The organism is Curtobacterium sp. MCPF17_031 (assembly GCF_003234035.1).
Classification (GTDB): domain Bacteria; phylum Actinomycetota; class Actinomycetes; order Actinomycetales; family Microbacteriaceae; genus Curtobacterium.
Window position 1 is genome coordinate 161,477 of the sequence record NZ_QKSG01000002.1, and the last position, 15,648, is coordinate 177,124.

Annotated in this window: 12 protein-coding genes; 6 read left to right on the forward strand and 6 right to left on the reverse strand. The window is 68.8% G+C overall.

Annotated features, from left to right (window positions below):
* Positions 1–15: 15 nt before the first annotated feature.
* The 3 genes from DEJ31_RS03780 to typA form a co-directional block, all read right to left on the reverse strand.
* Complete coding sequence (locus DEJ31_RS03780) at positions 16–564, reverse strand: hypothetical protein (RefSeq protein WP_111121236.1); 549 nt, start codon at positions 562–564, stop codon at positions 16–18.
* A gap of 159 nt (positions 565–723) precedes the next feature.
* Positions 724–1,917 carry an amidohydrolase gene (locus DEJ31_RS03785; protein WP_111121237.1) on the reverse strand — a complete coding sequence of 398 codons (1,194 nt, stop codon included), beginning with the start codon at positions 1,915–1,917 and terminating at the stop codon, positions 724–726.
* Between the two features lie 93 nt (positions 1,918–2,010).
* A complete protein-coding gene (gene typA / locus DEJ31_RS03790) occupies positions 2,011–3,933 on the reverse strand; it encodes a translational GTPase TypA (RefSeq protein ID WP_110903279.1) in 1,923 nt (640 codons plus the stop codon).
* 193 nt (positions 3,934–4,126) lie between these two features.
* Between typA and DEJ31_RS03795 the strand changes: the two genes are divergently transcribed.
* From DEJ31_RS03795 to DEJ31_RS03810, 4 genes are all read left to right on the forward strand, one after another.
* Entirely contained in the window at positions 4,127–4,876 is a 750-nt protein-coding gene (locus DEJ31_RS03795; RefSeq protein ID WP_111121238.1) for a CPBP family intramembrane glutamic endopeptidase, read from the forward strand.
* Between the two features lie 121 nt (positions 4,877–4,997).
* Positions 4,998–6,848, forward strand: a complete 1,851-nt coding sequence (locus tag DEJ31_RS03800) for an alpha/beta hydrolase (protein ID WP_181433448.1) — start codon at positions 4,998–5,000, stop codon at positions 6,846–6,848.
* Between the two features lie 86 nt (positions 6,849–6,934).
* A complete protein-coding gene (locus DEJ31_RS03805) occupies positions 6,935–7,522 on the forward strand; it encodes a hypothetical protein (RefSeq protein WP_111044652.1) in 588 nt (195 codons plus the stop codon).
* A gap of 83 nt (positions 7,523–7,605) precedes the next feature.
* Positions 7,606–8,193, forward strand: coding sequence for a hypothetical protein (locus DEJ31_RS03810; RefSeq protein WP_111044651.1), 588 nt, complete (start codon positions 7,606–7,608; stop codon positions 8,191–8,193).
* 735 nt (positions 8,194–8,928) lie between these two features.
* Here the strand turns inward: DEJ31_RS03810 and DEJ31_RS03815 are convergent.
* The 3 genes from DEJ31_RS03815 to DEJ31_RS03825 are packed head-to-tail and all read right to left on the reverse strand — an operon-like array spanning position 8,929 to position 13,199.
* A complete protein-coding gene (locus DEJ31_RS03815; protein WP_111121241.1) occupies positions 8,929–11,175 on the reverse strand; it encodes an ABC transporter ATP-binding protein in 2,247 nt (748 codons plus the stop codon).
* Between the two features lie 28 nt (positions 11,176–11,203).
* Positions 11,204–12,214 (reverse strand): ABC transporter permease, encoded by a 1,011-nt coding sequence (locus DEJ31_RS03820; protein WP_110903287.1) that lies wholly within the window; start codon positions 12,212–12,214, stop codon positions 11,204–11,206.
* A 1-nt stretch (position 12,215) separates the two neighbouring features.
* Positions 12,216–13,199 (reverse strand): ABC transporter permease, encoded by a 984-nt coding sequence (locus tag DEJ31_RS03825; RefSeq protein WP_110903390.1) that lies wholly within the window; start codon positions 13,197–13,199, stop codon positions 12,216–12,218.
* 144 nt (positions 13,200–13,343) lie between these two features.
* Here DEJ31_RS03825 and DEJ31_RS03830 point away from each other — a divergent pair, with 144 nt between their 5' ends.
* Positions 13,344–15,026, forward strand: a complete 1,683-nt coding sequence (locus DEJ31_RS03830) for an ABC transporter family substrate-binding protein (protein ID WP_111044649.1) — start codon at positions 13,344–13,346, stop codon at positions 15,024–15,026.
* Positions 15,027–15,167: 141 nt separating this feature from the next.
* Positions 15,168–15,647, forward strand: a complete 480-nt coding sequence (locus DEJ31_RS03835) for a peroxiredoxin (RefSeq protein ID WP_110903289.1) — start codon at positions 15,168–15,170, stop codon at positions 15,645–15,647.
* Position 15,648: the final 1 nt, after the last annotated feature.

Here is a 15,648-nt window from a genome sequence, read left to right on the forward strand (position 1 = left end):
TCGGGCCGCCGGGTGTCAGCGGGGTGTGACGATGTAGGTCGCGGTGGCCCCGCCGCCGCTGTCGGTCGAGAACGTCACGACGACGCGGTGGTCGTCGCTCCGGAACAGACCGAAGGCACTCGAGGAGTCGGCCCGCTCGGCCGACTTCGTGAAGCCGGCGTCCGCCAGCTGCTGCGCTGCCCGGGCGAAGTCGTCGACCGAGGACGCGCGGACCTGCACGACCCACCCGGAGTCGGCGGGTCCCGCGCCACCGCCCAGCACGGTGCCGTCGACGAGCGGGACGGCCGAGGACGGGAAGCCCGCGGGCACCTGGCCGTCGCTCGTCACCCTCGTGCCCTTGAGGGCGGTGTCGAGCGCGCCGTCGATGCCGCCCGCGACCTTCGCCATGCCCTGCTGGATCGCGGCACCGTCGATGCCGTGCACGGTCCGGGACACGCTCGACGCCATCGAGGAACCGAGGTCCGTGGCCTGCGTCAGGCTCTCGGCCGAGCAGCCGCTCAGTCCGGCGAGGGCGACGCCGGCAGCGACGGCGGCGGTGAGGGAGGTGCGGATCGGGTGACGCATGCCGGTACCGTAACCGCCCCGATGCCGGACTGGTCGAGCATCGGCTGGGAGATCACCCGCACTGGGGGCACGCGCGCCAGGCACGCGCGCCAGGCACGCGCGCCAGGCACGTACGCCGGGCGAGCACGCCGGACGAGCGCACCGGGACAGGCGCGCTCGTCAGCCGAGCGACGCGCGGGCCGCGGCGACGAGGGCGTCGACCCCGACGGGGATCGCGGAGTCGGCCTGCGGCGCGTAGAACGGCGAGTGGTTGCTCGGGACGTCCTCGCCGCGACGGAACAGTTCCGGGTCGGAGATGCCCGTGAACCAGTACACGATCGGTGCTCCGGCGGCGGTGGCGAGCTGTCCGACGTCCTCCGACGCCATCGCCAGGCCGGACTCCACGTCGACCGCGTGCGGCACGACGGCACGCACGGCCTCGAGGACGACCGCGGCCTGCTCGGCGTCGTTCACCAGGACGTCGGCACCCGGTGCGCGCTCGATCGTCGGGGCAGCCAGACCCCCGGCATCGCTCTCGGCCCGGACGATCCGCTCGATCGAGGCGACGATCCGCGCCCGGGTCTCCTCGTTGCGCGCCCGTGTGGAGATCTCGATGACCGCGGTGTCCGGGATGATGTTCGGTCGGGTCCCGGCGTGGAAGGAGCCCACCGTGACGACGCCGGCGTCGCTCGGCCCGACCTCGCGCGAGACGACCGTCTGCAGCCGGACCACCGCCGAGGCCGCCGTGACGATCGGGTCGAGAGACGCCTGTGGAGCGGAGCCGTGGGCGCCACGACCATTGAACGTCACGGTGAAGCGGTCGCTCGACGCCATCACGGCACCGGACCCCACGGCGACCACGCCGACCGGGGCCGGGGCCGAGTGCTGCCCGAGGACCACGGCGGGCGTCGGGAAGCGCTCCACGAGGCCGTCGTCGATCATCGCGCGGGCACCGGAGATGACCTCTTCCGCCGGCTGGAACACCGCGACGACGGTGCCGCTCCAGTCCGCGGTGGTCCCGACCAGACGCTCGAGTGCACCGAGCAGCCACGTCACGTGGATGTCGTGACCGCAGGCATGCATGGTCGGCCCCTCGTTGCCGTCCTCGTCCGTCGCGCGGTCGGTGCTGGCGTAGGGCAGACCGGTGCGCTCCTGCACGGGCAACCCGTCCATGTCGGCCCGGAGCCAGACGACCGGACCGTCACCGTTCTCGAGGACCCCGACCACACCCGTCCCGCCGACGCCCGTGGTGACCGTGATGCCGCCGATCTCGGTCAGCCGGTCGACGACGACGCCCGCGGTGCGGTGCTCCTGGAAGCCGAGCTCCGGGTGGGCGTGCAGGTCCTGGTAGATCGAGAGCAGGTCGAGAGTCACCGGTCCACCGTATCTCCCGACGCCGACGGCCCGGCCACCTGCGAGCGGTGACCGGGCCGTGGGAGGGAGGACGGGCCTCCCGGGTGGTTCTGCTTACGCGTCCTGGCGCTTGAGGCGCGCGTAGGACCGCTGGCGAGCCGAAGCGTCCAGCTCGACCTTGCGGATGCGGACCGCGTCCGGGGTGACCTCGACGCACTCGTCCTCGCGGGCGAACTCGAGGCATTCCTCGAGCGACAGCTGCCGGGACGGCGTCATCGACTCGAAGGTGTCGGCGTTGGCCGACCGCATGTTGGTGAGCTTCTTCTCCTTGGTGATGTTCACGTCCATGTCGTCGGCGCGCGAGTTCTCACCGATGACCATGCCCTCGTAGACCTCTTCGGTCGGGTTGACGAAGAACGACATCCGTTCCTGGAGGTTCGTGATGGCGAACGGGGTGACCACACCGGAGCGGTCGGAGACGATCGAGCCGTTGATGCGGGTCTGGATCGCGCCGGCCCACTCGTCGTAGCCGTGGAAGATCGCGTTGGCGATGCCGGTGCCGCGGGTCTCCGTGAGGAAGGACGTGCGGAAGCCGATGAGGCCACGCGACGGCACGATGAACTCCATGCGGATCCAGCCGGTGCCGTGGTTCACCATGTTCTCCATGCGTCCCTTGCGGGCTGCCATGAGCTGGGTGATGGCGCCGAGGTGCTCCTCCGGCGTGTCGATCGTCATGTGCTCGTACGGCTCCTGCAGCTTGCCGTTCTCGTCACGCCTGGTGACGACCTGCGGCTTGCCGACGGTGAGCTCGAAGCCCTCACGACGCATCTGCTCGACCAGGATGGCGAGCGCGAGCTCACCACGGCCCTGGACTTCCCAGGCGTCCGGGCGGCCGATGTCGACGACCTTGAGCGAGACGTTGCCGACGAGTTCGCGGTCCAGGCGCTCCTTGACCATGCGGGCCGTGAGCTTGTGGCCCCTGACCTTGCCGACGAGCGGCGAGGTGTTGGTGCCGATCGTCATCGAGATCGCCGGGGCGTCGACCGTGATGGTCGGCAGCGGACGGACGTCCTCGGGGTCGGACAGGGTCTCACCGATGGTGATCGTGTCGAACCCGGCGACGGCGACGATGTCACCGGGGCCTGCGGACTCGGCCGGGAACCGGCTGAGCGCCTTGGTGATGAGGAGCTCGGTGATGCGGGCGTTGACGACGGTGCCGTCGTGCTTGACCCACGCGACCGTCTGGCCCTTCTTCATCTCGCCGTGGAAGATGCGCAGGAGCGCGAGGCGACCGAGGAACGGCGACGCGTCGAGGTTCGTGACGTGCGCCTGCAGCGGGTGCTCGTCGTCGTACGTCGGGGCCGGGACGTGCTGGAGGATCGCTTCGAAGAGCGGCTCGAGGTCGTCGTTGTCGGGCAGCGTGCCGTCTTCGGGCTTGTTGCGCGACGCGGCACCGTTGCGGCCGGAGGCGTAGACCACCGGCACGTCGAGGATCGCGTCGAGGTCGAGGTCGTCGACCTCATCCGACATGTCGGAGGCGAGACCGAGGAGCAGGTCCTGGCTCTCCGAGACGACCTCGTCGATGCGCGAGTCCGGACGGTCCGTCTTGTTGACGAGCAGGATCACCGGGAGCTTGGCGGCGAGCGCCTTGCGGAGCACGAAGCGCGTCTGGGGCAGCGGGCCCTCGGACGCGTCGACGAGCAGGACGACACCGTCGACCATGGAGAGGCCGCGCTCGACCTCACCACCGAAGTCGGCGTGGCCCGGGGTGTCGATCACGTTGATCGTGATGCGGCCGCCGGGGTTGAACTCCTCTGCGTGCTTCCCGTTGTAGAGCACCGAGGTGTTCTTCGCGAGGATGGTGATGCCCTTCTCGCGCTCGAGGTCGTTCGAGTCCATCATGCGGTCTTCGCCCTCGAAGTGGGCGTCGAACGAGTTGGTCTGCGTCAGCATCGCGTCGACGAGGGTGGTCTTGCCGTGGTCGACGTGTGCCACGATGGCGACGTTGCGCAGGTCGGACCGAGTGGCGAGCGCCATACAGGACATCCTTTTGTGTTCGGAAGATGATCGGGCGAGTGCCCGGGGTTCGGGCCGGTCCCGAAGGGTTCTCAGGCTCGTCCCGAAGGGATTCGGGACCGGCCCGAGGGTGCGGGACGGTGCCCGACGGATTTCGGGACCATGCCCGACTCGCCAGTCTACCGGTAGTTGGCAAGCAGAGGGAGTACAGCGTATGAGCCGTCGGCGAACGTGGACCGAGATCACCGTCGTCCTCATGCTCTCACTGGGTTCCAGCGCGCTCTACTCGGTGCTGCAGATCATCGACGACCTGTCCCAGACGACGCCGCTCGGGCAGCAGTCGACGGCACTGAACACCTCGACGACGACCGTGCAGTACGTGGACCTCGCGCGCCAACTCCTGGGGATCGCGGTCGACCTGGCGCCCGTGGCACTGGTCTGCATGCTGCTGTGGAGCAGCTCGCGTCCGCACCTCGGTCGGCTCGGCATCGACCGCTTCCGGGTCCGCCCTGACCTCGGCGGTGCGGCCCTGATCGCACTCTGCATCGGGGTCCCGGGCCTCGCGCTGTACTTCACGGGCCGTGCCCTCGGGATCACCGTCGCCGTCGACCCGGCCGCCCTCGGGTCGTACTGGTGGACGATCCCGGTGCTCCTGCTGTCGGCCGTTCGATCAGGCCTGCAGGAAGAGGTGATCGTCATCGGCTACCTGTACGCACGCCTCGGCGATCTCGGGTGGGGGCGGTGGCAGGTCATCCTGTCCACCGCGGTCCTCCGCGGGAGCTACCACCTGTACCAGGGCTTCGGCGCGTTCATCGGCAACGCGGTGATGGGCATCGTCTTCGGCTGGATCTACACGCGGTGGGGACGGCTGCTCCCCCTCGTGATCACACACGTGCTCCTCGACGCCACCGTGTTCGTCGGCTACCCGTTCGTCGCACGGGCCTTCCCGGGGCTCTTCTCGTGACGCGACGTCGCTTCCTCGGTCGTCCTCGACGGGACTGTTCTCCACAGGAATGCGCTCGCTTGTCGCGCTGACCTCCTGAAATGCTACGTTCCACACATTGCACCGAGCGATGTGGGGAGCGATGGGGATCGAGTTCGACGACGTGGCCGCGTCACGGCTGCTCACCTGCCTGACGGACGCGGCGCTGGGCCTCCGGGCGAGCGGTGCCGGCCGGCGTGCCAGCGCCGAGACGGCACTGCACGACTTCCACGGTGCATACGCGCGCCTGTTCGAGGCGGCCCGGACGATCGAGTCGGAGGACCGGGTCCGGTTGACGAGGGCGCTCGAGGACCTCGCCGTCCAGCTGCACGTCGTCAACCGTCAGGCGGACGAGGAGCGCCGGCGACAGGAGGCTCGTGCCGCGTGGCAGGAGCGCGAACGGGAACGGGACCGGGCCCTCCTCACCGTCGGAGCCCCGCTGCGGCCGACACTGGACTGGTCCAGCTGTCTCTGGGACCCGGAGCCGGCGGACACCCCGGTCCGTCCGACACCGCTGACGGCGTCGTTCCGTGCGCGGACCCGGCCGCGGAGCAGCGGCGGCGGGAGTGGCGCGGGTGGTCCGAGCGGTACGGGCGGCCGGAGCGGTGCCGACCCGCGGCGCATCCGCGAGTTCAGCGACTCGGCTCATGTGCAGGACGCGGCCACCGAACAGGACCTGACACGGGTCCGGAACGCGTGGGCGGGCTTCATCAGTCGGTGCAGTTGGGTCCCGGTCGACGAGGCCACCCTGGTCGTCGGGTTCGGGGACTACCTGGCCGAGAACGCCGAGGACGCAGCATGGGCGGCACGCATCGCAGACGCGTTCGCCGCCGCGGGTGGTCGCGTGTCCCTGGCGAACGGGACCCTCGACGTCGCCGGCACGTCGACCATGCCCGCGGCACTCCGACGAGCACTGGACCCGTCGGCGACGCCGGCCGAGGTCGCAGCGGCCTGGCGGGGACTCGGGCTGTCGGAACACGACCTCCGCGCGCTCCCCCTGGCGACGAAGCTGCAGATCGCGAACCTCGACGGTGTCCCGGCTGCGGCGCGGGACATCGCCTCGCGCGCGGTCCTGACCGCCGCGCTGGCGAACCCGGAGCGGGTGTACCGGATGCTCGGGCTGCCGTACGCCTACGGGGCGGTGGGGATGGACGAGTTCCGTCGACAGGTGGCGGCGTTGTGGAAGGGGGTACGGCGGGCGGATCGACTGGCGCAGGGACTCGACGCACCGTCCGCGGCCGTGGCGCAACTCGTCGGGTTCGGAGCGTCGGACGGGGCACTCGTCGCTGCGGTGTCACTCGGGGACCTCGACACGGCGTCGAACGTCACGGTGAACGTACCGGGCGCAACGACCACGCTCGACAGCGCGGATGAGAAGGTCCGCGCCGCCAACGGCGTGGTACGCCGAGCGATGCGACTCACCCCCTCGTCGACCTTCGCCTTCGTCTCCTGGTTCGGTTACCGGGCACCGGCGGCCATCGAGGTGCCTTCCCAGCAGCGTGCGGTCGCGGGCGGGGCCGAGCTCACGTCCTTCCTCGATGGTGTCCGCGACAGCCGGAACGGCAACGGCCCTCGCCGTCTGACGGTGCTCGGACACTCCTACGGGTCTGCGGTCGCTGTCGAAGCGACCGCGCAGACGCGGTACCGGATCGATGCCGTCGTCACGTACGGGTCCGTGGGGCTCACCGACGACACGAAGCCCGAGCACCTCAACGTCGGCGAGGTCTTCGCCACGGAGGGTGAGCAGGACCACACGGCCCGCCTCGGGAGGATCGGTCGGACCGACCCGCGTGCACTGCCCAGCGTGCACGTCTTCTCGGCGGAGGCAGGGCCGGAAACGAACGCGGTCACTGGTCACGACATGTACCCGCCGCGGGGCGTGGGGTACCTGTCACCGGGAGCCACATCACAGCGGCACATCGCCGAGATCATCGCAACGGGGAGGCCGGAATGAAGACGTCGACCAGGACAGTCGGCACGATCGGTGCCGTCCTCCTGACAGTCGGGCTGACTGTCGGGTGCACGTCCGGAGAGGGGACCGTGGACGAAGACGCAGGAGCACGCACGCAGCAGGAGGTCGCCACGCTCTCCTTGCGTGAGGAGTTCGACCGCTACCGCGAGCAGTACCGGAAGATGCAGGAGGTGCTCGCCGATGCGCAGCGACAGCTGTACGAGGGAGCGTGGCGATGGAACGGCGGGGACGACATCCCGCAGATCGGCGGCGACGGGGCGCGCCCGCTGGCCGGCGCGGACACGCACAACACCTACGCCCTGACCTCGAGTCGCTCGTACGACCCTGAAGGCGCCGAGGGGGCCAGGTCTGACCTCGACCCCATGATCGACTACTTCACCGCGAACAGTTGGAGCTTCCACGTCGAACGGGTCGGTCGTACCTACTACCTCGACGGCTTCACCGATGACGGCTGGCGTATCGAGTACCTCGTTCAACAGAGCGGTCATTACTCGCTCACGGTCTACAGCGACCTGTTCTGGACGAACGACGCTGACGCCCTGTCCGAAGCTGTGGGCGGCCGCGCCGGAGGACGTCACCCCGCCTACTCCAGACCCGGCGAGTACCCCGATCCGCCGACATGGGACTCCCCGATCATCAGCCCTCCGAAGATCTGACGATGCGAGACCGGATTCGACTCGGGGTGATCGCCTCCACCGTTCTCGGGCTACTGGGCGGTTGCGCGTCGGGCGGAACAGAGATGCCGAAGGACGCCGCCGGACTCACCCAGGAACAGGTCCGAGAGCTGACACTCCACCAGGAGTACGACCGCTACCGCGACCACTACGAACACATGCAACGGCTGCTCGAGGGAGCGCAGCTCGCCGTCCACGATGGCGAATGGGAATGGGTCGCCGGCGACGGAATCCCTGGGATCGGAGGCGACGGGGTCGCTCCCCTGCCCGGAGCAGACACCAAGAACAGCTACTTCCTCACTTCTGGCCGCATCTGGATGCCACCTGGCGCCACCGGTGCGCAGCGCGACCTCGACCCCATGATCGAGTACTTCGAACACCAGGGGTGGGCGATCGACCAACGCGCGATCTCCGACAGCTACGAAGTCTGGGCCAACACAGGCGACGGATGGCAGATCAACTACAGCCTCCGCACCAACGGGCGGTACTCCCTCGACGTCTACAGCGAACTGTTCTGGACCAACGACGCGCTCGACCTGTCGACGGCTGTGTACGGCAGGTCTGCGCTGCAGTGGCCGGACGACTCCGTCCCGGGCGAACACCCCGTCCCGCCATCATGGGAGTCGCCCATCATCAACCAGCCCGAGATCTGACGATGCGCCACCGATCGGGGCTCGTAGCCGTCGCTCTGACCGTGCTCGGGTTGGCCGGTTGCGCGGCGAGGGGGCCAGAAATGCCGAAGGACGCCGCCGGACTCACCCAGGAACAGGTCCACGCGATGACACTCCATGAGGAGTTCGATCGGTACCGCGACCGCTACGACCACATGCAGCGATTGCTCGAGGGAGCGCAGCTCGCTGTCCACGGCGGCGAGTGGCACTGGAACGGCGGAGACGACATCCCCCAGATCGGCGGCGACGGCATGGCACCGTTGCCCGGTGCGGACACGCACAACACCTACGCACTGACCTCGAGTCGCTCGTACGACCCCGAAGGCGCAGAGGGAGCCAAGTCAGATCTCAACCCGATGCTCGACTACTTCACCGCGAACGACTGGAGCTCCCACGTCGAACGGGTCGGGCCTACCTACTACCTCGACGGTTTCACCAACGACGGCTGGCATGTCGAGTACCTCGTCCAACGGAGTGGTCATTACTCGCTGACGGTCTACAGCCACCTGTTCTGGACCAACGACGACGATGCCCTCTCGGAAGCAGTCGGGAGCCGTGCCGCCGGACTGCACCCCCGGGAGTTCGAGGCCCGGCGAGTACCCCGATCCGCCGACGTGGGACTCCCCCGTCATCAGCCCTCCGAAGATCTGAGCCGCACCACGAGACGGACGGGAGGCGGTTCGCACGTCGTGCGCACCGCCTCCCGTCATCCCACGGCTAAGCCGCGATCGACGGGACCTTCTCCGGGTAGTGGCACGCCGCGCGGTGGTCGACGTCCTCGCCGCGGCGGGGCGCCTTCTCGGGCGACTCCTGCTCGCAACGGCGGCGCTCCTCCTCCGGGAGGATCGCGTAGAGCGGGCAGCGTGACCGGAACCGGCAGCCGGTCGGTCGCTCGGTCGGGCTGGGTGGGTCACCCGGCAGCAGGATCGTCGTGCGGGACCGCTCGATGACGGGGTCCGGCACCGGCACGGCGGACATGAGTGCTGCCGTGTAGGGGTGCATCGGGCGTTCGAAGACCTCGTCGACGGAACCCTCCTCGACCGTGCGGCCGAGGTACATCACGCTGACCCGGTCGGCGACGTGCCGGATGACGGAGAGGTCGTGCGAGACGAACAGGTACGAGAGCCCAAGGCGTGCCTTGAGTTCGGCGAGCAGGTTGAGCACGCCAGCCTGGATCGACACGTCGAGGGCGGAGACCGGCTCGTCGAGGACGACGAGGTCCGGCTCCACCGCGAGCGCACGTGCGATGGAGATGCGCTGCCGCTGCCCGCCGGAGAACTCGTGCGGGTAACGGTCTGCCTCGGCGGCCTGCAGCCCGACCAGGCCGAGCAGTTCGGGCACCCGTTCGTCGATGCGGGACGCCGGCGCACCGATCGCTCGGAGCGGTTCCGCGACGACGTCGAACACCGACATGCGCGGGTCGAGGCTGGCGGACGGGTCCTGGAACACCATCGAGATGCGCTGACGCAGTGCCCGTGTGCCGGCTGCACCGCGGGCGGTGGCGTCGGCGAGTGATTCGCCGAACAGTTCGACGGTTCCCGCTTCGGGACGCTCGAGGTCCATCAGCTGGTGCAGGGTCGTCGACTTGCCGGAGCCGGACTCGCCGACGAGGCCGAGGGTCTCACCGCGGCGGATGTCGAGGTCCACTCCGTCGACGGCGTAGACGTCGCCGACCTTCCGACGGAACACGGCGCCCTTGACGAGCGGGAACGTCTTGGTGAGCCCTTCGACGTGCACGACGGGCTCACGGTCGGTGCGCGACGCCTCGACCGCGGCGGCGTGCTCGGGGACGACGGGCAGGGCGAAGATCCGGCCGGCATCCGCGTGGGCGGCGGCGACCTCGGCGGTGCGGTGGCATGCGGCGGTGTGACCGGAAGCGTGCAGTGGACGGGACGCGCTGGCAGCCGAGGGCGTGGCGGTGCTCGCGGTGGTCTCGTCCGCATCCGCCCGGGTACCGACGGCGGCGGCGTCGACGGCTGCGATGCCGATGCCCACCGGCGGAGCGAGGGCCGGCTCGGTCGACCGGCAGACCTCGCTGACCAGGGGGCAACGAGCCGCGAAGGGGCAGGCGTCCGGCAGGTCGATGAGCGAGGGCGGCGACCCGGGGATCGGCACGAGCGGCGACCGGTCGGTGGCGTCGAGCCGCGGGAGCGCCCCGATGAGTCCGATCGTGTACGGCATGCGCGGACGGGCGAACAGCTCTTCGGCGGTCGCTGTCTCGACGATCCGGCCGGCGTACATCACGGCGATCCGGTCGGCGATGCCCGCGATGACCCCGAGGTCGTGGCTGACGAACACCAGCGCCGCACCCGTCTCGCGCTGGGCGGTCCGGAGCACCTCGATGATCTGCGCCTGGATCGTGACGTCGAGCGCCGTGGTGGGCTCGTCCGCCAGGATCACGTCGGGGTCGTTCGCCATCGCCATCGCGATCATCGCGCGCTGCCGCATGCCGCCGGAGAACTCGTGCGGGAAGGCGTCGACGCGGCGGGCGGGCTCGGGGATCCCGACGAGTTCGAGGAGCTCGATCGCACGGGCACGGGCCTCCGCCTTCGAGGCACCGCGGTGCAGGCGGACGGTCTCGGCGATCTGGTCACCGATCGTGTACACCGGTGTGAACGCGGACAGCGGGTCCTGGAAGACCATCGCGACCTTGTCGCCACGAAGCCGGCTCATCTGCTTGTCCGAGCGGCCGAGGAGTTCCTCGCCGTCGAGTTCGACGGAGCCGGTCACCTTCGTCGTCTCGGGCAGCAGTCCGAGGACGGCCATGCTCGTCACCGACTTGCCGGACCCGGACTCCCCGACGATGCCGAGGACCTCGCCGCGTCGGAGTTCCAGGTCGACCCCGCGGACCGCGTGCACGGTCCCCCGCGGCGTCGGGAAGCGGACGTGCAGGTCACGGACCCGCAGGATCGGCTCAGTGGTGGTCGTCGGCGTCGCGGCCGACCCGTTCGTGATGGTGCTCATGCTGCTTCCCCGATGGTCAGTGCGGCGGTCATACGCCGGAGCCGGCCTGCGTGTTCAACGCGGCCACGTCCACGGCCGCCTGGTTCTGGTCACGACGGCGGTTGCGCTTCTCGCGCTTGCCGGTCGTCGAGGTGGGGTCGAGGGCGTCGCGGAGACCGTCACCGATCAGGTTCGCCGCGATCGCGAAGACCACGAGCGCGCCGGCTGCGAAGTAGAACAGCCACGGGCTGGTCAGCGCGTTGGCCTGGTTCTGCGCGATCAGGGTGCCCAGCGAGACGTCGGGTGCCTGCACGCCGAAGCCGAAGTAGCTCAGCGTCGTCTCGCCGAGCACCGCGGTGGCGACCTGGATCGTGCCGTCGATGATGAGGAAGGACGCCACGTTCGGCAGGATGTGCCGGAAGATGATCCGGAACGGGCCGATCCCCATGTAGCGGGCGGCCCGGACGAACTCGCGTTCCTTGACGGACAGCGTCATCGCCCGCACCACACGGGCGGTGATCATCCAGCCGAACAGCGTGATGAGCACGACCAGGACCAGCCAGCCGGCGTTCTGGATGCGCGGGCTGATGATCGCGATGATGAGGAACGACGGCAGCACGAGCAGCATGTCGACGAAGAACATCACGATGCGGTCGACCCAGCCGCCGAAGTACCCGGCGGCCGCACCCGTGATCGCCGCGATCGCGGTCGAGAACACGGCGACGAGCAGGCCGATCAGCAGGCTCTTCTGCATGCCGCGTGCGGTCTGCGCGAACACGTCCTGCCCGATGCCGTTCGTACCGAACCAGTGCGCTGCGCTGGGCGGTCGCGTGAACGACGTGTAGTCGATCGCCGAGTACTGCCAGGGGCTGACCAGCGGGCCGATGAACGCGAAGGCGAACAGCACCACGACGACGATGACGCCGATGCCGGCACCGCGGTTCATGAAGAGGCGCCGCGTGGTCTGCAGGAACCGGTTGCCCTGCCGCTTCGGACGGGCCGGGGTGTCGCTCCGCGCGATGAGCGACGGGTCGACGGGTTCGATCCGGGTGTCGGTCATGTCATGCCCTCCTGACGCGCGGGTCGAGCGCGGCGGTCGCGACGTCGGCGAGGAACCCGGCGATGAGCACCACCACCGCGGCGAACAGCGTGTACGCCGTCACGACGTTGACGTCGTTGCCGTTCACCGCGTCGATGAACCACGAACCGAGCCCGTTCCACGCGAAGATCTTCTCGGTCAGGGTGGCCCCGGTCAGGATGCCGAGGAACCCGTAGGCGAAGAGCGTGGTCATCGGGATGAGTGCGGTGCGCAGGCCGTGCTTGAACGTGGCGCGGCCGCGCGTGAGCCCCTTCGCCCGAGCGGTCCGGAGGAAGTCCGAGCCCAGGACGTCGAGCATGGTCGCGCGCTGGTAGCGGCTGTAGATGGCGATGAGGCCCACCGCGATCGAGATCGTCGGCAGCAGCAGGTGCGCGCCGCGGTCGACGAGCAGGGTCAACGCCGATCCGTCGAGTCCGGGCGTGGCTTCGCCGGTGAAGTTGATGAGTTGGCTGCCGGCGTCCTGGTTGAGCTTGGTCGCACCGATCTTCAGGAACACGGCGGTCAGGAACACGGGTGTCGAGAACAGCACGATCGAGATCGCGGCACTCACCCGGTCCGAGATCTGGTACTGCCGGATCGCGTTCCACACGCCGACGAGCACGCCGAGCACGATGCCGGCGATCGACCCGACGAGCAGCAGTCGGAGGCTCACCCCGAGCCGCGGGAAGAACTGTTCGTTCACGGAGCGGTCCTGGATCGTCTGGCCGAGGTCACCGTGCACCACGCCTTCGAGCCAGTGCCCGTAGCGGATCACGACGGGGGTCTTGTCGTTGACGCCGATGTCGTCGAGCTTGGCGTCGATGACCTGCGCTGACGGCGCGGGGTTCCGCTGCGCGTAGACGGAGCGGGGGCTGAACGTCGCTGACGCGAGGAAGTAGGTCAGCGAGGTCGCGAGGAACACGAGCACGACGTAGTACACGAATCGACGCGCCAGGAAGCGGATCATGGAGGCCACCATAGAGCCTCGTTTGTTTCCGGTACATGTCGCGCCACGGCCGGGCTCGTAACGAAAGTACGTCGGATGCAGAAAAAGCGCTCTACCCCCGCTGGGGGGCCCTAGGCTCAACGACAACTTCCAGAGGGGAACGAAATGAAGCACAGGAAAGTCATCGTGGTGACGGCGGCCCTCGCCGGCATCGCACTCGCCGTGACCGGTTGCTCGGGCGGCTCGGGTGGATCCGGCGGGTCCGCCTCGGACGACTCGGGCAAGAAGACGCTGCCGACCTCGGCACAGATCAACGCGAAGCCCGTCTCGGACCTGGAAGACGGCGGCACACTGCGTCTGCCGATCTCGCAGTGGGTCTCGCAGTGGAACTACAACCAGGTCGACGGTCCACTCGTCGACGCGTCGACGATCGAACAGGCGACGATGCCGTTCATCTACACGATCGACGGCAAGGGTGCCCCGACGCTCAACACCGACTACGTCTCGAAGGCGGAGGTCACGAGCGACGACCCGCTCACGATCTCGTACACGATCAACGACGACGCCCAGTGGAGCGACGGCTCGGAGATCACCTGGCGTGACTTCGAGAACGAGTGGAAGACCACCAACGGCGAGGACAAGGCCTACCTCATCGCCGGCTCGACCGGCTACGAGGACATCTCCTCCGTCACCAAGGGCGCGACCGACAAGGACGTCGTGGTCGAGTTCGCCACCCCGTTCTCGGACTGGAAGTCCCTGTTCAGTCCGCTGTACCCGGCCAGCCAGACCAGCACGCCTGACCAGTTCAACAACGGGTACAAGGGCAAGGTCCCGGTCTCGTCCGGTCCGTACGAGATCACCGACCTGAACGAGACCGCCGGCACCGTCACCATGAAGCCGGACGACAACTGGTGGGGCGACAAGCCGAAGCTCGACCAGGTGATCTTCCGGTCGCTGGACGGCAACGCCGACGTCGACGCGTACCTCAACAAGGAGATCGACTCCGTCCTCACGACGACGTCGGAGCGCTTCGACCGGGTGAAGAAGGTGAAGAACTCGAAGATCCTCGCCTCGACATCCGCGCAGTACACCCACGTGGACTTCTCGTCGCACGGTCTGCTCAAGGACAAGCAGCTCCGGCTGGCGATCCAGCACGGTGTGAACCGTGACGCCCTGGCCCAGGTCATCGGCGGCACCCTGCCCTACAAGCTCGGCACGCTCGACAACCACCTGTTCCTGTCCACGGACAAGGGCTACAAGTCGAACATCAAGCCGAACGGCGACTTCGACGTCGAGAAGGCGAAGAAGCTGCTGGACGACGACGGCTGGAAGACCGACGGCACCTACCGCTCGAAGGGCGGCAAGCAGCTCGCGATCGCCGTCACGATCCCGTCCGGTGCCCCGACCTCGCAGCAGCTGGCGCAGGTCATGCAGCAGCAGCTGAAGGAGATCGGCGTCAAGCTCACCCTGAAGTCGGTCGCCACCGACGACTTCTTCGAGCAGTACGTCACCCCCGGCAACTACGACATGACGATCTTCGTCTGGGGCGGCACCGGCTTCCACTCCAGCGCGGCGACGATCTACACCTCGGGTGCCACCGGCCAGAACTACGGCCGCGTCAGCTCGGGTGCGATCGACAAGCTGACGAAGCAGGCGCTGTCCGAGCCGGACTCGGACAAGGCCAACGTCATCTGGAACAAGATCGACAAGCAGGTCTGGTCGATCGGACACTCGATGCCGATCACCGCGAAGCCCGCGCTGGTCGCCCAGAACCCGAAGCTCGCCAACTACGGCGCGTTCGCGGGTGCGCAGAACATCGACTGGACGAAGGTCGGCTTCACCAAGTAGCCACCGACTGACGGTCAGCGAGGGGCCGGACGCACTGCGTCCGGCCCCTTCGTCGTCCCGGTTCCGTCCGGTGTGCGCTCTCGCAGGACATGCACGGTGCAGTCCCCGTCGCATCGACTGCCCGGACCGTACTGTTGCCCCATGGCCATCCCCGACACGGGCACCGCGGCGCCGGGCTTCGCGCTCCCCGGAATGATCGTCCGCGATGGTGTCCGCAACGACGCGGAGTACTCGCTCGCGGCCGAGGTCGGCCGCCCGGTCGTCCTCGCCTTCTACCCCGGTGACGCCACCCCCGTCTGCACCGCCCAACTCTGCTCCTACCAGCAGGAACTCGACGACTTCCGCGACCTCGGTGCCGTGGTCTGGGGCATCAGCCCGCAGGGGCTCGACTCGCACGAGGGCTTCGCCCGGAACGCGTCGCTCTCCTTCCCACTGCTCTCCGACGTCGCCGGTGACGTCGTCCGCGCCTACGGCGTCCACGTGCCCGGCCTCGGCCTCCGCCGCTCCGTCTTCGTCATCGGTCCGGACGGCCTGGTGCGCTGGCGGCACGTGGGCCTGGTCGGCCTCCGCTTCCCGCGCGCCGAGGTCATCCGTGACCAGATCGAGCAACTCGTCGAATGAG